This window comes from Trinickia camelliae, assembly GCF_053525655.1.
Genome location: NZ_JBCHAA010000002.1, coordinates 426755 through 443732, shown reverse-complemented (window position 1 = coordinate 443732; position 16978 = coordinate 426755). Strand labels below are relative to the sequence as shown.

The 16978-nt window shown below is 61.5% G+C and carries 17 protein-coding genes; 10 read left to right on the top strand and 7 right to left on the bottom strand.

All coding sequences use genetic code 11. The features are described 5' to 3' along the window. Positions 1–62: 62 nt before the first annotated feature. The 4 genes from AAHK20_RS05515 to AAHK20_RS05500 all read right to left on the bottom strand — a co-directional run bounded on the left by AAHK20_RS05515 (position 63) and on the right by AAHK20_RS05500 (position 3945). Positions 63–992, bottom strand: coding sequence for an electron transfer flavoprotein subunit alpha/FixB family protein (locus tag AAHK20_RS05515; RefSeq protein WP_449180430.1), 930 nt, complete (start codon positions 990–992; stop codon positions 63–65). Then, entirely contained in the window at positions 993–1742 is a 750-nt protein-coding gene (locus AAHK20_RS05510; RefSeq protein ID WP_449180429.1) for an electron transfer flavoprotein subunit beta/FixA family protein, read from the bottom strand. A gap of 56 nt (positions 1743–1798) precedes the next feature. After that, positions 1799–2986, bottom strand: a complete 1188-nt coding sequence (locus AAHK20_RS05505; protein WP_449180428.1) for an NAD(P)/FAD-dependent oxidoreductase — start codon at positions 2984–2986, stop codon at positions 1799–1801. Between the two features lie 137 nt (positions 2987–3123). Beyond that, positions 3124–3945 (bottom strand): aldo/keto reductase, encoded by an 822-nt coding sequence (locus AAHK20_RS05500; RefSeq protein ID WP_449180427.1) that lies wholly within the window; start codon positions 3943–3945, stop codon positions 3124–3126. A 151-nt stretch (positions 3946–4096) separates the two neighbouring features. Here AAHK20_RS05500 and AAHK20_RS05495 point away from each other — a divergent pair, with 151 nt between their 5' ends. Continuing rightward, positions 4097–5062: a LysR family transcriptional regulator gene (locus tag AAHK20_RS05495; RefSeq protein ID WP_449180426.1), complete on the top strand. Its 966-nt coding sequence runs from the start codon at positions 4097–4099 to the stop codon at positions 5060–5062. A gap of 87 nt (positions 5063–5149) precedes the next feature. Here AAHK20_RS05495 and AAHK20_RS05490 read toward each other — a convergent pair whose 3' ends face one another. Continuing rightward, positions 5150–5962, bottom strand: a complete 813-nt coding sequence (locus tag AAHK20_RS05490) for a hypothetical protein (RefSeq protein WP_449180425.1) — start codon at positions 5960–5962, stop codon at positions 5150–5152. A 79-nt stretch (positions 5963–6041) separates the two neighbouring features. On the opposite strand from AAHK20_RS05490, the gene AAHK20_RS05485 reads away from it, so the two are divergent. Further along, positions 6042–6425 (top strand): helix-turn-helix domain-containing protein, encoded by a 384-nt coding sequence (locus AAHK20_RS05485; RefSeq protein ID WP_449180424.1) that lies wholly within the window; start codon positions 6042–6044, stop codon positions 6423–6425. Between the two features lie 321 nt (positions 6426–6746). On the opposite strand, the gene AAHK20_RS05480 is transcribed toward AAHK20_RS05485, so the two are convergent. Continuing rightward, on the bottom strand, positions 6747–7349 hold the full coding sequence (locus AAHK20_RS05480; RefSeq protein ID WP_449180423.1) for an NADPH-dependent F420 reductase: 603 nt from the start codon (positions 7347–7349) through the stop codon (positions 6747–6749). On the opposite strand from AAHK20_RS05480, the gene AAHK20_RS05475 reads away from it, so the two are divergent. Continuing rightward, positions 7348–7509: a hypothetical protein gene (locus AAHK20_RS05475; RefSeq protein WP_449180422.1), complete on the top strand. Its 162-nt coding sequence runs from the start codon at positions 7348–7350 to the stop codon at positions 7507–7509. The genes AAHK20_RS05480 and AAHK20_RS05475 overlap by 2 nt on opposite strands. A 9-nt stretch (positions 7510–7518) precedes the next feature. Further along, positions 7519–8445, top strand: coding sequence for a LysR family transcriptional regulator (locus AAHK20_RS05470; protein WP_449180421.1), 927 nt, complete (start codon positions 7519–7521; stop codon positions 8443–8445). On the opposite strand, the gene AAHK20_RS05465 is transcribed toward AAHK20_RS05470, so the two are convergent. Then, positions 8428–9195: a TetR/AcrR family transcriptional regulator gene (locus tag AAHK20_RS05465; protein ID WP_449180420.1), complete on the bottom strand. Its 768-nt coding sequence runs from the start codon at positions 9193–9195 to the stop codon at positions 8428–8430. The genes AAHK20_RS05470 and AAHK20_RS05465 overlap by 18 nt on opposite strands. Before the next feature lie 240 nt (positions 9196–9435). Here AAHK20_RS05465 and AAHK20_RS05460 point away from each other — a divergent pair, with 240 nt between their 5' ends. From AAHK20_RS05460 to AAHK20_RS05435, 6 genes are all read left to right on the top strand, one after another. Continuing rightward, complete coding sequence (locus AAHK20_RS05460; RefSeq protein ID WP_449180419.1) at positions 9436–10197, top strand: enoyl-CoA hydratase/isomerase family protein; 762 nt, start codon at positions 9436–9438, stop codon at positions 10195–10197. A gap of 407 nt (positions 10198–10604) precedes the next feature. Continuing rightward, the gene (locus tag AAHK20_RS05455; RefSeq protein WP_449180418.1) at positions 10605–11699 is read left to right on the top strand and encodes a porin; all 1095 of its coding nucleotides are present in this window, start codon (positions 10605–10607) and stop codon (positions 11697–11699) included. 38 nt (positions 11700–11737) lie between these two features. Further along, the gene (locus AAHK20_RS05450; protein WP_449180417.1) at positions 11738–13129 is read left to right on the top strand and encodes an MFS transporter; all 1392 of its coding nucleotides are present in this window, start codon (positions 11738–11740) and stop codon (positions 13127–13129) included. A gap of 101 nt (positions 13130–13230) precedes the next feature. After that, on the top strand, positions 13231–14154 hold the full coding sequence (locus AAHK20_RS05445) for an amidohydrolase family protein (protein WP_449180416.1): 924 nt from the start codon (positions 13231–13233) through the stop codon (positions 14152–14154). A gap of 229 nt (positions 14155–14383) precedes the next feature. Continuing rightward, a complete protein-coding gene (locus tag AAHK20_RS05440) occupies positions 14384–16123 on the top strand; it encodes a CocE/NonD family hydrolase (RefSeq protein WP_449180415.1) in 1740 nt (579 codons plus the stop codon). A gap of 65 nt (positions 16124–16188) precedes the next feature. Then, complete coding sequence (locus tag AAHK20_RS05435) at positions 16189–16977, top strand: enoyl-CoA hydratase/isomerase family protein (RefSeq protein ID WP_449180414.1); 789 nt, start codon at positions 16189–16191, stop codon at positions 16975–16977. The last annotated feature ends 1 nt before the right edge of the window (position 16978 follow it).

Here is a 16978-nt window from a genome sequence, read left to right as displayed (position 1 = left end):
CGCCGTGAGGTTCACGACGACGGCCAACCTACTGCGTGGATAGACAGCGTGCGTCGTTCAGGTCACAAAGCCTGCGTCATCTCCGGCACCGCCTCGAACAGATCGCCGACGAGGCCGTAATCCGCGACGCTGAAGATCGGCGCCTCGGCATCCTTGTTGATCGCGACGATGACCTTCGAATCCTTCATGCCGGCGAGATGCTGGATCGCGCCCGAAATGCCGACCGCGACGTACAACTGCGGCGCGACGATCTTGCCGGTCTGTCCAACCTGCCAGTCGTTCGGCGCGAAGCCGGAATCCACCGCGGCGCGCGACGCGCCCACCGCCGCGCCCAGCTTCTGTGCGAGCGGATCGAGCAGCGAGAAGTTTTCCGCGCTGCCCATGCCACGTCCGCCCGACACGACGATGCGCGCCGAGGTCAGTTCCGGCCGCTCGCTCGCCGCCATTTCGCGGCGCACGAAACGCGCACGGCCGGTGTCGGCGAGCGCGTCCTTCGTTTCGATGGGCGCGCTGCCTCCGCTCGCAGGCGCGGCGTCGAACGCGGTCGTGCGGATCGTCGCGACCACGATCGCATCGGTGCATTGCACGGTGGCGATCGCGTTGCCCGCGTAGATCGGCCGGTCGAACGTGTCAGCGGAATGGATCGCGATCACGTCGGAGATCTGCGATGCGTCGAGCTTCGCCGCGACGCGCGGCGCGACGTTCTTGCCCGCGGCCGTCGCCGGAAACAGCACATGCGTGTACGAGGAAGCGAGCGCCAGGACCTGCGCGGCGACGTTCTCCGCAAGACCTTCCGCGAGGTGGGGTGCGTCGATCAGGATCACCTTCTCGACGCCTTCGATTGCGCTCGCGGCTTCGGCGGCGCCGCGAGCCCCGTGTCCGGTGATCAGCACGTGCACGCCGTTGTTCAGATGCCGCGCGGCAGCGACCGTATGCAGCGTCGCTGCCTTGAGCGATGCGTTGCCGTGTTCGGCAATGACGAGAGTGGTCATTCAGATTACCTTTGCTTCGTTTTTCAGTTTATCGATCAGCGCCGCGACGCCTGCCACGCGCACGCCCGCTTTGCGCGCCGCCGGTTCGACCACCTTCAGCGTCTTCAGGCGCGGCGCGGGATCGACGCCGAGGTCAGCGGCGCCAACGGTGTCCACCGGCTTCTTCTTCGCCTTCATGATGCTGGGCAGCGTGACGTAGCGCGGCTCGTTCAAACGCAGATCCGTCGTGACGATGGCGGGCAGTTGCAGTTCGATCACCTCGAGGCCGCCGTCCACTTCGCGCGTGACGGTGACCTTGTCGCCTTGAATGTCGATGGCGCTCGCGAACGTTGCCTGCGGCCAGTCGAGCAGCGCGGCGAGCAACTGGCCTGTCTGAGCGGCGTCGTCGTCGATGGCCTGTTTGCCGAGAATCACCAGTTGCGGCTGTTCGCGCTCGACGGCCGCCTTCAGCAGCTTCGCGACCGCGAGCGGTTGCAATTCGACGTCCGTCTGGATGTGCAGCGCGCGATCCGCGCCGATGGCAAGCGCCGTGCGCAGCGTCTCCGTGCACTGCGCCGGACCGCAGGTGACCGCGATCACGTCGCTCGCCTGACCTGCCTCTTTCAGACGCGTCGCCGCTTCGACGGCGATCTCGTCGAACGGATTCATCGACATCTTCACATTGCCGATATCGACGCCGCTCTGGTCCGCCTTCGCGCGAACCTTCACGTTGTAGTCGACAACGCGCTTGACTGCTGTCATGACCTTCATGCGTGCTTTCCTTAGTGCTTGTGCGAGATTCGATGCGTACCGTCGTCGGCCGCGCGTCAGGACACGGCGCCGAGGCCGTATTTACCGGTGAGCAGCGCGCCGGTCGAGAAGCGTTCGATCGAATACGGCGCGAGCGACACGTCGGTCGGCAGGCCAAGCGCGGTTTGCGCGAGGATCTTGCCGACCGTCGGCGAGAGCTTGAAGCCGTGACCGGAGAAGCCATAGCCGACCACCAGACCGTCGACGCCGGGCAACGCGCCGAGCACCGGATTCCAGTCGGGCGTGACGTCGTAGACGCCCGTCCACGACGATGCGATGCCCGCCGTTTCGTAAGCGGGGAAGCGCGCGGCGACCTGAACGCCGACATCGACGACATAGTCCATCGGGATGTCGCCTTGTTCGGTGTCGGCGGTATTGAGCTTCTCGCCGACCACGCCTTCGCTGACCAGCATCTGGTTGCCGCCGTAGCTGCGGTAATACAGCATGCCTTCGGACGCGAGATCCTTGAACACCGGCATCGTGAACGTGTACGCAGCTTCCGCGCATTCGAGCGCGAGCACCGCGTGCCGTTCCGGTGCGATCGGCAGCGTCTTGCCGGTCCAACCGGCGAGTTCCGGCGTCCAAATATTCTGTGTGCTGATGACCGTCGAGGCCGCGAAATCGCCGTCACTGGTCGACACGCCGACCGCCTTGCCGTTCTCGATCAGGAGCCTGTTCACAGTGACGTTCTCGCGGATCGTCACGCCGCCGCGGCGCGCGGCGCGCGCGAAGCTGGTGGCGGTGAGGTACGCGTCCGCAAAGCCCGCCTCAGGTTCATAGCCGATCAGGGCCGCGTCGTCGAATCGCGCAATCGGCATCAACTCGTGCGCCTCGCGGGCGTCGAGCAATTCGAGCGGAATACCTTGCTGCCTCTGCTGGTCGAGCGACGCGCGCAGCGGCTCCAGCTTGTCGCCTTCGGCCGCGACGATCATGTAGCCGCATTTCACGAGGCCGCACGATGCTTCGTCGTCGCCGAGGTAGGCGGCGAAATCGTTGAACACCGACCACGACTTGCGCGCCAGTTCGACGTTTTCCTTCACCGAGTAATGCGTGCGCAAGATGCCCGACGACTGCGAAGTCGTGCCGGCTCCGATGGTCGCGCGGTCGAGCACCAGCACGTTTTTCGCGCCGAGCCTCGACAGATGGAACGCGACCGAAGTACCGATCACGCCCGCGCCGATCACCACTACATCAAAGGTTTTCACTGTTCGCACCCTTCATATTCTGACTGTGCGAGTAGTGTGCGGGGTCAAAATCCGGGGGCGGCGAATATAAGCGAGAGCGATTTTTAGTAGAAGCGCCGCATCTTGATGCAGTGGGCGCTAGTCTGTGCCGCCGGCGGTTACGCGTCCCATTCCGGTGCGAACGGTGGCGTCACGAAACGGTGGTTCTTTGGCAACGCCGCAATAGCGCGCCGGTCGTCATCGTCGAGTTTCACCTTCAGCGCGTCGAGATTGGATTGCTGACTTTCGCGGCGTTGAGCCTTGGGAATCACGGCCACGCCGTCCTGCGACAGCAACCACGCAAGTGCAACCTGGGCGGCGGTCACACCGTGCTTGGCGCCGATTTCCTGAAGCACGGGGTCGCTCGCTGCCCTGCCTTGTGCAAGCGGCGCATAGGCGACGAGTGGAATGCCTTTCTCGCGCAGGTAGCTCAGCATGTTCGACTGGTCGAGAAATGCGTGGTATTCGATCTGGTGGCAGGCGATGGGCGCGCCGATTTCCTCGATGGCTTTTCGCAGCATCGTCATGTTGAAGTTGCACACGCCGATAGAGCGAACGCTGCCGGTTTGCAGAAAACCTTGCATGGTCTCCATGACGGCGCCGAGGTCCATGTCACGCGACGGCCAATGCACCATGTACAGGTCAACGTAGTCGACACCGAGCTTTTCGAGGCTGGCGTCCAGCGCGCGACGCAGTGACTCCGGCGCGAGGTTTTCGTGCCATACCTTGGTCGTCAGATGCAGCTGCTTGCGGGCGAGACCCGAGGCGGCAATTGCCGCGCCTACCGCTTCCTCGTTCTGATACATCTCGGCGGTGTCGATGTGTCGATATCCCAGTTCCAGCGCGCTCTCGACTACCGGTTGGCAGCCGCCACCCGGCATGCGGAACGTGCCAAATCCGAGGCGTGGCAGTTCAATTCCCTGTGTCTTCAAAGCTTCCATCGATGCTCTCCCAAGCGGGTTAAGGTCTGCAGCGCAAGCCGCCGCCGCGTTCAGGAGGACAATTTCGCAGTTTCTGATTGTTGAATAAAGTACGTGTCGTTCAAATCACTCGTGACTAAACTCTCGGAATGAGACAGGCATTGGAGAGGGCATGACGTTCGATGGACGGCTATTTTCTGGCATCACCGTGCTCGCCGCAGTCGCGGAGAGCGGCAGTTTCGTGCGTGCAGCGGACGCTCTGGGACTATCGCCATCGGGCGTTAGCCGCGCTATTTCGCGCCTCGAAAAGCGGGTAGGCGTACGGCTGCTTGACCGTACGACGCGCTCGCTGACGCTGACCGACGAAGGGAGGCGTTTATACGACGCGGTGGGCCCGCATCTGACGAGCATCGAGGAGGCGGCTTCGGCGGCGTCGGGTTCGGCGAACGTTGTGCAGGGAAAGCTTCGTGTCAACGTCGACCCGTTCTTTTCGAGGACGGTGCTGGCGTCGAGGCTGCCGGATTTTTTGGCGCATCATCCGGACCTCTCCCTCGAACTTATCATGCGCGACGACGTCGGCGACCTCGTGGCAGATGGATTCGACCTCGCGGTGCGTTTTGGACCTCCGCCCATGGGAACACTGATTGCGCGCAAGCTACTCGAGACACGCATCATTACGGTCGCGTCTCCGCAGTATGTGGCAGAGCACGGGAAGCCAGAAAATCCGCAGGAGGTGAGGCAACATCAGCGCATCATGTTTTACAACCCGGTGACGGCCAAGCCCTTCGAGTGGGAGTTCCATCGGGGTAAGAAGGTCATGGAGATACCTGCAGAGGGGCGCCTCCTCGTGTCCGATGTGGAGACCATGCTCGGCGCGTGTGTTGCCGGCGCCGGCATCGCTCAGGTAATGGAGATTGGCATCGAGCAGGTGATGCGCGAGGGCTTGCTCGTGGACCTCTTCCCGGATTGGTCGGACGAACGGTTCCCGTTGTATGCGCTCTTTCCATCGCGGCGTCATCTGGCTGCGAAAGTTCAGGCGTTCATCAATTTCTGCATCGAGTCATTGTCGGCAGCGGCGCCCGTCGCGCAGCCCCAGATAGGCCTCCGGCGCGGACGCCGGCAGGCAAGCCGAAGCTAAGGCGCGACCTCGAAGCGTTGCTCTTTGAGCCAGGGCGTGTCGCCTGCCAGTGCACGACTGCCCCGTTTTTAAACGGGCGTTCCGCGTTCAAGGACGCGGTCTGCTCGCGAAGTTAGGCTGCGCACCAGCGACGTTGCCCAAGGGAGCAACCGACTCCACCGAGGGCATATCGAAGAGATCCCGCGTGAAGCCACGCTCGCGCGCGATCGACGGCGGGTTGCGAAAACGCTTCACGAGCTCGAGCCAGGTTTCGAAGTCTCCTTCGCGTGACGCCTTGTGGATCGCGGCGAGGTCCCGGCCTTTCAGCACGCTCGGCTGGGCGAGCCGAACGAAATAGGGCGCTTCGAGCTCGACCGCGAGCGCGATGGGATAGCTCTTGCCAGTCTGTTCGCTCGCTCGCTCAATGCACTCCACCACGGCCGTGCCGAAGGCGGCTCCCAACGTCTTTCCCGTGCTCACATTGCGCAGGTGCTCGGGGTACACCTTCACTCGGCTGCCAATACTCAGTTCCGCCGGAGACGAGCAAACGAGCGCGTAGTGATGTTCCCTGCGTCGACCCGACGGAAGCGTTTTGCGGCTCGTGATGAAGGTGTGGGGCGGCAACGGCCGGACTTGGCCGCTCACGTCGATCCACGCGTTCCAAAGGAGCACGTCCTCGCGCTTTTTGTCGACGGGCTTGAGGTTGCCCGACGCCGGCGAGAACAGGGCCATGAGCGAGCCGATGCGGTGTGCGGCGCCTCGGGCACTGCCGCCGAGCGACTGGCTCGTGCCCCAGAGAAAGCGTCCGCCGCCCAGCCTGCGTTCCCATTCCTTGCGAAGAACGATCGTGGGGAGCGCTTCACCGGATTCACTGCCGATCTTGGTCCAGCAAAACGCGGGCGGTAGGTGCTTCAGTGTCATCAACTTCCTCGGGATGGTGCCGTTCGCCAAATTCGACGGGCAATTCATTAGCCGTTAATGTATCGGTATAATGAATGGAATGGAAGTCCCGGACACTGATTTTCCCGTGCAGGACCTGTTGCGCCGACTCATGGCGGATAATCGCTCGTCCAGCGAAATAGCACGGCTTTCGGGAGTCAGTCAGCCTACGGTCTCGCGCCTTCGCTTGTCGGACGGGCACAGAATGCGCAGAAGTGCGTCATTCAATAAGCTATGCAGTTTCTATGGTATCGACGCGCATCTTTTGGGGAAGCGAGTCGGCGGCTACAACGAGCTGTTGCGCAACGCCATCGTCGATGCCTGGGACGGATCGGACGAGCACGGGCGTGCATTGCTCTTGGTGATCGAAGGTTTGAAGGGGCTCAGCGGCCGAACCGAGGGGCCGGCGGAGCCCCCGGGGGACGGACGTCGGGGCGCGGCTTGATCAACTATCCGAAACGTTGAGGAGGCGACTGTGGGGCATGGAACGCGAAGAAAAGCGGCACGTAGCACGGGTTTGCCGGAGCTGATCGATGAACTCGAAGGTCTGCTCCCGGATTTGCAGACTGTTTCCTCATGCAATTACCCGGAAATCAGCCGGCGATTGGGGCGCGTGGTCGCCGCACTCACTGATGCGCCGATCTCGCGCCCCCGCGCGCGACGCACCCCGCCGCCGGTGCTCCAGTCGCTATCGTTGTTTTGCTAGGCAGAGGGATATCCAGCCGACGCTTTTGGGCAAGGCGCGGTATGCCGCGCCTTTCATTCGTTACGCAAACTTGACGAGATTGAGCACCGGCAGCGGGCCGCCGGGGATTTGAAACAGCTTACCTCCGGCTTCGAGCGAGTCCAGGTCGATGCCGAAAAAGCCGAGCCGCTCAATCAGTCCGCTGACGGCCTGTTTCGCAGGCGTGTCGTCGCCGGCGAAGAACAGCACGCGGTGCCCGCCCTCGGCCTGCGGATCGTCGGAGAGGAAGTGGGCTGGCAGATGGTTGAACGCCTTGACGACGCGTGCGCCCGGCACGAGGTCCGCGAATGTTCCGCTCGACGTCCGGCCATGCAAATCCGCCGGCTTGAACGTCGGCGCTTCGATCGGGTTGTTCGCGTCGATCACAATGCGTCCGCCGAAATCCGGCAGCCCGGCCAGGGCCGTCGGCAGCTTCGACCAGTTCACCGCGACGAAGACGATGTCCTGCGCGGCCGCTTGCTCGCGCGTTCCCGGCGTGATCGAGGGACCGAGCTCGCGCGCGAGGTCCGCTAGCGAGGCCGGGCCTCGGCTGTTGGCGATGATGGCTTCGATGCCTTTGCCGGCTAGCGCTCGCGCGAACGCAGACCCGATGGCGCCGGCTCCGATGATACCGATGGTGCTCATGGCAATGCTCCAGGTAAAGAGTGATGAATCGGGCGGTCAAGCCGCCGTCGTCGACGATGTTCGCGTCGGCGACTCGACCGCATCTGGGCTGAATGTTGCCGTCTTCATTTCTCCATCGGTAGCCGGTAATTCCTTGAATCATTTTCAAGCGATGCTTTAGTATTGCCGCATGGAAACGCTCGCCAACCTTGAATCGTTCGTACGCAGCGCCGAAACGGGCAGCTTCTCCGCGGCCGCTCGGCGTCTTGCGCTGACACCTGCGGCGGTCAGCCGGAACGTTGCGCTGCTGGAACGCAATCTTGGCGTTCGACTGTTCCAGCGCTCGACGCGCAAGCTCACGCTGACCGAGGCGGGCGAGCGCTTTCTGGTGGAGATCGGCGGCAATCTGGACGCGCTGCAGGCAGCGATCGCGTCCGTCTCGACCGATCGCAGCGAGCCCGCTGGCGTGTTGAAAGTCAGCCTGCCGCCGACGTTCGGCATCACCTACGTCATGCCGCTGCTGCCCGCGTTCCTCGCACGCTATCCGCTGATTCGTCCGGATTGGCACTTTGAGAACCGGCAGGTCGACCTGATTGCAGAGGGCTACGACGCAGCAATGGGCGGCGGATTCGAGCTCGCACCGGGCATCGTGTCGCGCGCATTGGCGCCTGCGCATCTCGTCGCGGTGGCGTCTCCGGCGTATCTGTCTGGCCGCGTGCTACCGGCCGATCCCGGTGATCTCGCCGAGCTCGACGGCATCGTGATGCGCTCGAGCCGCACCGGCCGCGTGCACCACCGGACGATGCGCGACGCGGCGGGTGGCGAGGTGCCTGCGCGGTTACGCGAAACCATTGTGGTCAACGACCCGGCAGCGATGCGCGAAGCCGCAACGCTCGGGCTGGGCGTCGCGCTGCTCGCTACGTCGGATGTCGTGCCTTCGATCGAAAGGGGCGAGCTCGTGCGCTTGCTCCCACGCTGGTACGCGGACGCCGGCTCAATTTCGATCTACTACGCGACGCGAACGCTCCTGCCGGCAAAAACGCGAATGTTTGCCGATTTCGTGGTCGAGGCGTTCGAGCGGGATAGGTTGGCTGAGAGACTAGCCGGCGCTCTTTGAGCGACCCGATACGCGCGGTTGCTTGTCTACGTGGCTCGAACGCGAGTCGGCCTTATCGGACCGGCTGGAGCGCGTCCGCTTGCGGAAGACGAGTTCCTCGACCGTTTGCCAGTAGGCATCCACGACAGCGGGATCTGACGAGGAAATGTTGGAGGTTGCCTGCATCTCGGGGCCGAAACCGGAAAGGGTCGACGTCAGGCTGATCAAGAGATAGTGAAAGATGATCGGTTCGCCTTGGGGCAACGCGCCTTCTTCTTGTGCGGCACGAATCTGCGGCAGCAGCACATTGAGCAGCGGCTTGAGCACCGTGTCGGCGAGCCACTGCAGTCGCGGGCTGTATCCGAGGAATTCCTGCAGCATGAAGCGATGAAACTCCGGATAGTCGACCGTGAATCTGAATAGCGCCCGGTACATCACTTTTACGCGTTCCGCGGCGGTGGCGGTAGATGGCGTATCCGCCAGATTAGCGTCCCACTCTTGACGGATGTGTTCGAAAACAAACTCGGCGACCGCCTGCCAGAGAATATCTTTGGAACGGTAGTGGTAAGTGATGAGCGGGTGCTGCAATCCGACCCGGTCCGCGATGCTGCGTATGCTGGCGGCCTCGAAGCCCTTCGCGGCGAATTCCGAAAGCGCCGCGTTCAGGATTGCGGCCCGCGTTTCCTGCGAACGCTGCTGCTCCGCGCGCTGTAGCTCTGTCGGACGCCCCTTCCTGTCAGGAGTCTTGCTGGACACTTTACGTTGCACCATTTGGCTTCTCGATTAGGAATGTCGTTGCCGGAGCGCGCTTGCACGGGAACCTTGGCGAGCGTGGCCGTAAAAAACTATACAAAAGGATAATACAACGGTTCATGTGTGCCGCTCGGCTGCGAGAGTCCGGCGCACGATCGTCGCGTCACGCCTTTTAAGTTTAACGATGGTAAAGTATAGTGGCTGCGTGAACAGCACCAAATTCTCCTACCCTAATTTCCCGAACGCAGGTATCGGCAAATGCAGAACACCATCACTTTGACCTCGCGTGACGATCTCGCTGTCATCACCTTGGGAAACGAAGCGCAGGCAAACGCAATCGACCTGGAGTTCTGTGAAGGCCTATTGAGGGCCCTTGGCGACGTCGAGGCGAACGAGAAGTATCGCGCGGTGGTTCTGCAAGCTACGGGCCGGATATTTTCGGCCGGTGGAAATCTCGTTCAGATTCTGGATGGGCTGCAGCGAGCCGATGGTTTTTTGGAAACACTGATCAGTGCCCTTAACGCTGTGATCCTGAAACTGCGGCGCTTGCCGATTCCTGTGATCGCGAGCGTACAAGGGGCCGCAGCGGGCGCAGGTTTCTCATTGGCCATGGCGTGCGATCTGGTCGTCGCGTCACGTTCGGCTCGCTTCGTCGTCGGCTACGGCAAGCTCGGCACTTCGACGGACGGAGGCCTCTCCTTTCATTTGGCACGCCGCTTGGGTGCGGCGCGCGCCCTGCAACTTCTGCTGGTGAAAGATTCGCTGAATGCTGAAGAAGCGAGTTCGCTGGGACTTGTGCAAGACGTTGCTGATCCAGCTTCTCTGGAGGAGGCTACGTTCGCTATGGCGCGGCATCTAGCGGACTTGCCGCCATCGGCCGTCAGCGAGATGAAATCGCTGGTTGGCAAGGCTTCGGAGAACGGGCTCGAGCAACATCTCGAGGACGAAAAGCAGGCGTTCTTGAGATGTGCCTCGACGGAAGCGTTTTATCAGCGCGTCGCTGCGTTCGTTGGACGATAGGGTTCGACAAGAAACTCGCCAACTAGAAGGCGAAGGTCCCATCAGCGGACCGCATTTCGCTCGTGGGTCGCACGAGACGTAGCAGCACGTCACCCTACGACGGCTGCCGGCGCCCTCAGTTCAATCGAGCTTAACGGGGCCGAAGAAACGGCCAAAAGGCGCGCTGTCGCCTCCACGCGCACCCTCCACGCTTCTTCATCCCTTCCTTTGATCTTCACAGCCACGCATCGAGCGGCGGCAATGCGACCGCGTGCCTCCGCCTCATAGGGATAGTCCCAGTCTCACAATACTTTACGATCGGAAAGTGTTTTCCTAAACTAAACCTGCACGATCGGAAAATATAAATCTATACACAACTACCGGCGACGTTCAGTCGCCAGTAGAACCAAAAGGTCAGGAGATTGGAGATGAAGGGCTTGCCGTGCGCCATCGCGTTACTTTGCGTCTCATCCGCTTCCGTGTATGCGCAAAGCAGTGTCACGTTGTATGGAATCGTTGACGAAGGGATTACCTATACGACCAATCAGAAGGGCCACTCGAATTGGCAGCTTCAGAGCGGCGGAGCGTCGATCTCGAGATGGGGCCTTAAGGGCGCGGAAGATCTCGGTAGCGGCATGAAAGCCGTCTTCGTGCTGGAGGACGGCTTTGATCCGTCCACCGGCAACATTGGCAATAACGGCGCGCTTTTTGGCCGTCAGGCGTACGTCGGCATCACAAGCAAGTATGGCGCGCTGACTCTTGGACGTCAGTACGAAGAGATGGCTGATCTGCTGTCGAAAATCAATGCTGGCTTGAATTGGTCGGTCTACTTCGCTCATGCCGGCGACATCGATAACACCGCAGGGACCAACCGCATCAACAACGCCGTCAAATACGTCAGTCCCACACTGGCAGGACTCTCGTTCGCCGGACTGTATAGCTTTGGTGGACAGGCGGGCCAATTCTCCACGAATAGCGTCAAATCGTTTGGCGTGACTTACGCCGGCGGACCGCTGTATCTTGCCGCCGCCTATACGTATATCAAGAATCCTTTTGCCGCCGTGTTCAACAGCGTGGCGCCGAACGCGGTCACGTTTGCTGCTTATGTGCCCAACGCACAGAGCCAGAGGCTCGCAGGGGTTGGAGGAACGTACAAAATCGGCAACGCAACGATCGGTCTCGAATATACCAACACGCGCTTCAAGAGCGGGTTCTTGGGCAGTGACGTGCGCTTTGACAACTATGAGGCGAACGTTGGCTACCTGCTGAGGCCGGATATTTTGGCCGGCATCGTGTACGTCTATACACACGGCAAGGTTGACGCCACCGGCGCTGCGCCCATCTATCGCGCGCTCGGTCTCTTTACGGACTACTACCTGTCAAAACGAACCGACGTCTATTTCGCGGCTCAGTTGATGAAGGCCGGAGGTTCGGCAACGCAGGCGCAAATGACCTATGTCACGAGTGCCTCAAACGGTCAATCCCAAGGTCTTTTGCGCGTCGGGCTTCGTCACCGCTTCTGACGAGGAACGCACTGCCTCACACGCTTCAAGGAAACCTAATGGAACACACAGACTACGTTCGTCGCGATATACGCCAATTCCTCAACGAGATGCCGATGGGGAAGAAACAGTGGATCGTGTTTCTTGTCTGCTTCGCGGCGGTCGCGATCGAGGGATTCGATACGATCGTCATGGCGTTTATCGCGCCTGCCGTCAGTCACGAATGGCAACTGCCTCCTGCAGCATCGGCGCCATTGGTCGCTTTGGGATTGGTTGGGCTGTTGGTCGGCTCGATTGTCGGCGGGATGATGGCCGATCGTGTGGGTCGAAGGACAGTGGGCATCGTGGCGATCGCGTGGTTCGGCGTAGCCGCTCTTGCTTCCAGCGAGGCTCAATCGATCGTTCAGCTCGTTCTCTTGCGCTTTATCACGGGTCTGGGTATCGGCGCTGCGATGCCTGCATCGTCGGCGCTGGTTGCCGAATATAGTCCGGATCGATCGCGCTCTGCCATGCTCGCCTCGCTCTTTTGCGGGTTCCTGTTCGGCGCGGCTGCCGCCGGTTTCGTCACATCGTTCGCAATCGGCGCCTTGGGTTGGAGAGGGATGCTGGCATTGAGCGGCGCACTGCCGCTTTGCGTAGCGGCCCTTTTTGTATGGCAAGTACCCGAGTCGCCGCTCTACATGGTGGCGAGCCGCAAGTCCAACGCGGCTGTCCAGCGAGTCGTGGCCAAGCTGTTTCCCGCGGCTGACTATTCCCGCTTTCATTTCGTCATTGCGGCGCCGGCCGGTTCGAAGCGGGGAAGCCTGGCGCTCGTCGGAAAGGAATACAGGCTGGGAACCGTGCTGACCTGGATCGCGGAATTTGCCGGGTATCTGGTGTTCTTTCTCGTTGGAAGCTGGTTGCCCACGCATTTGAAGCAGGCTGGCTTATCGATGCACGAGGCTTCGCAGATCTCCTCGATGTTCCAGTTCGGCGCGCTTGGCGGTTCGGTCCTTTTTGCATTTCTCGTGCGCCGTTATAACGTGGCCGCAGTCATTTGTGGCGCGTTTGGAGCAGGATCGCTGCTTGTCGTCGCCCTGGGTCTGTCCGAAACCACTTCGTGGCACGCGAACGTGGTCTTTCTGGCGGGGCTGGCCGTCGGTGGACCACTGACCTGCGTCAACACGATTCCAGGCATCTTCTATCCAACCGCGCTTCGTGCGTCCGGCGGAGGCTGGACGGTTGCGATCGGTCGGCTCGGTTCAATCATCGGGTCATCGTTGATTGGTCTGATCATCATCTCAGGGTGGTCCTATCTGCTTGTTTGCGCTTTGCTGTCGATACCGCTTTTGATCGCCAGCGCTTGTATGGCCCGCATGACCCGTGTTCTCGACGCGCAACGACACTTGCCGAGCGAAAACGTCGAAATCATCGATGTCGTATCCACGACCGACGCGACTTCACCGAGTTAAACTTTGCGTGTGTAAAGTATTGTGTATAAGATGGATGGAACGCGAGGCGGCGTCGGTTACCGCGCTCACAGTCCGGAATCGCAATTCAGGAGACGACGACCATGTCGAAGCGAAAAATTGACACTCACCAGCATTTCTTGCCGAAGCTGTATGTGGACGCCGTAGGTTTGGATTTGCTGAATGCGGCAATGCCGAACGGCGTAGCCCCCACGTGGTCCGAAGAGGCCGCCATCGCCATGATGGATGAGAACGGCATCGACGAGGGCATCATCTCCATCTCGTCCGGGCCGGCGATTCCGGATGCGGCCGTGCTGTTGAGAAAATGTAACGACCATGCGGCCGACCTTCGGTCCCGCTATAAGGGGCGATTCGGTTCGTTTGCGAGCTTGCCGCTGCCGGACGTCGACGCCGCCTTGAAGGAGGTCAGTTATTGCCTCGACGAGCTGAAGGTCGACGGGTTCATCGTCTTTACGAACTATGAAGGGAAGTACCTGGGCGACGAGCATTTCGTGCCTCTCTTCGAAGAACTGAATCGACGCGGCGCCGTCGTCTTCGTGCATCCCAATCAGCCGCCGCATGAAATCCCGCGCGTCGCGCCGGCTTCTGTGCTCGAGTATCCCTTTGAGACGACACGTACAGCCACCAGTCTGATTATGTCGGGCGCAATGACTCGCTTTAAGAAAATTCGATTCATTCTGTCCCACGCCGGTGGGACCTTGCCGTTTCTCATTCCTCGCATTGCCCTTTCCATTTCGATGATGCCTGCGGTAGCCGAGCGCGTCGGCGACACGCTTGCGGCGGTGCGGGCCTTTTACTTCGACACGGCGCTATCGGCAGGCAATTCGTCGCTGAGCGCGCTTGCGCAGATCACCGATCCTGATCACATCCTTTTCGGCACCGACTTCCCGTTTGCGCCGACTCATGCCATCCGGCAATTCGGAACGGTGCTCGACGGCATCGAAATTCCGGGTGTCGAGATGGATAAGGTGTACGGAGAAAACGCGGCCCGGTTGCTCGGTCGCTAGCGCTGCGTAGCTAGACGGGCATTTCCAATGCTGGACCACATTCGGGTATTGGGCCTTGTTCGTCTTGCATACTTTACGACCGTGAAGTATAGTGACTTTCAGAACTTGCATGGTCGCAGGACATCGCCAATCGGCAAGCGCGAAGTCCGACATCCGAAAGTATGGGCCGCCTCAAATACGACAGCGGCCGACCGTTGAAGCCGAACCTACCAATGAAGGTGGAGGGGACATGATTGAAGAACGCGACCTCATCGTAACGATGCGAGACGGCACCCGTCTCGCGGTCGATGTGTATCGGCCGGAGGGGAGTGGGAAGTACCCGGTGCTCTATGCATCGGCGCTGCACAACAAGGATCTTCAGGGTCCGGACATTGCCGACGTATTGCCTCCGCAACCCGCGCATGCGCCGCTGTGGTTCGGGCCGGTGGAAGCCGGCGACTCGCGCCGCTTCGTTGCCAACGGTTACGTGCACGTCATTGCGCAGCCGCGTGGCTCGGCCAAGTCGGAAGGCCACTACGGCGAAGAGAACACCGATCATTACGACATGATCGAGTGGATCACGCAGCAGCCGTGGTCGGATGGCAAGGTCGGGATGGTCGGCATTTCGGGCTTCGCGGGAGAGCAATGGCGCGCGGCGGCGCAAGGGCATCCGGCGCTCAAGGCGATCTTCCCTTACGACGCCTGCAGCGCATACGGCGGCATGTTCGGGTTTCGGGATTTCAATCCGGGCGGCGTCATTCATACCTTCCCGTACTTGCTCGACGTGTTCAGCACCGTGCACGAATCGCGCGATAGGCCGGGGCCGCTGCCCGACGAGCAAGAGGCGCTCTGGCGCTCGGCAATGCGCAATCCCGATTACAAGATGTACATCAACCTCTACAACATCCTGACGCAGAAGGGTCAGCGGACGTGGGTGATGTATCACATCATGACGAATCCGTGGGAGCCGGACGGCACCGTCGAGCGAGCCGAGGAAACCTTCACGAAGATCAAGGTGCCGTTCTATACGGGCTCCGGCGCCTATGCCTACACGTACAAGCTGCACTGGCTGGGCGCTCAGCACTACTTTGCGAACGTCAAGCAACCGCGCAAGCTCGTCTTTACGGGCCCGGCGCACCTGGAGCGGCCGTTCCATCAGTACCACGACGAGGTCATCCGCTGGTACGACTACTGGCTCAAGGGTATCGACACCGGCATCATGAACGAGCCGCCGGTGCGCTACTGGGTCATGGGCGCCAACGAATGGCGCACGGGCACCGACTGGCCGTTGCCCGAAGCGCAATACACGAAGTATTACCTCGGCGGTTGGGAGCGGCTTTCCACGGACGCACCGCGTCCCGCGGCGGAAGTCGGCAACGCGCTGCGCGAGCCCGATGTCTTCACGCAGATGCCGCTCAAGAAGACCGCCAAGGTCGAGCGCCTGCGCTACATGACCGATCCGCTGCCGCACGACGTCCTCGTGGCGGGGCCGATCTCGCTCACGCTTTATGCCGAGATCGACCAGCCGGATACGAACTGGATCGTGGTGCTCAAGGACGTTGGGCCCGACGTATCGGTCGTGACCGCGCGCGTAGGCGAGCGCAACGTTCCGGAGAATCTGCCGGAGCGCGAGCTGACTCGCGGCTGGCTGAAGGCCTCGTACCGTGCATTGGATCCGGACCGCTCCACGCCTGCGGAGCCGTTCTACAAGCTGACGAAGGATTCGATCGAGCCGGTTACGCCGGGCGAGGTCGTCAAGTATGAAATCCAGATCCTGGCGACGGCCAACCAATTCAAGGCCGGTCATCGCATCTGCATCGAGATCTGCAGTCTCGACGCGCCGACGGGCACGGGCGCGATGACCGACGTCGAGTACATCCCGTATCACGTTTGCAGCAGCAACACGGTCACGCACAAGATCTACCGCGACGCCGACCGCCCATCGCATTTGCTGCTCCCCCTCATTCCGCTGAATGGCGAGTCGACCTGATTTGCGGATATTTGAAGGGCGACATGAACGCCCGGCGTCATTGATTGATAACACGAGGTTTGCAGATGAAAAGCATACGTTTCGAACGCGACGGGAAGGTGGGGAGCATCGTCCTGGCGAATCCGCCCTATAACCGGCTCGACCAGCGCTTTGCCCAATGCCTGCGGGACGCCGTTCACGAGGCCAGCGAGGCGGATATCCGGGTGCTCGTCATCCGCGCTGAGGGGCCGCATTTCAGCCTCGGCGGCGAGGTTCGCGAATGGCCGGGCAAGGATATGAACTGGTTCCGCACGTTCGTTGCGGAGGTCAACACGTCGTATCGCGCGATCGAAGCGCTGCGCGTGCCGACGGTAGCGGTGGTGCAGGGCCTGGCGTTCGGCGGCGGCCTCGAGCTCGCGTTGGCTTGCGACTTCGTCGTGGCGGCGACCGATGCGGTCTTCCGCTGTGTCGAGGTGACGACGGCGATGTTGCCGATCGCAGGTGCGCTGCAGCGGCTGGCCGAGCGCGTGGGGCGCAGCCGCGCTTCACGCTTCGCCATGCTGGGCGAGCCGATTCCAGGCAGCCTGGCCGGGGAACTCGGGATCGCCACCCATGTGGCCGAACCGGATCAGCTCGAGCGTGTCGCGAACGAGCTGGTGACGAAACTGGCAGACGGCCCGACGCTTTCCTATGCGGCGACGCGTACGCTCCTCAAGACCTGGTCGAGCGGCGGCGTGGCGGGCGCCGACATTGCCATGCTCGATATCACGATGCCCCTTTACCTCACGGAAGACGCCACGCGCGGTTTCGCCCACACGGCTGAGGCGTTCGACCGCGACGAGGAGCCGAGTGACATGGTGTTCTACGGGAAGTAAC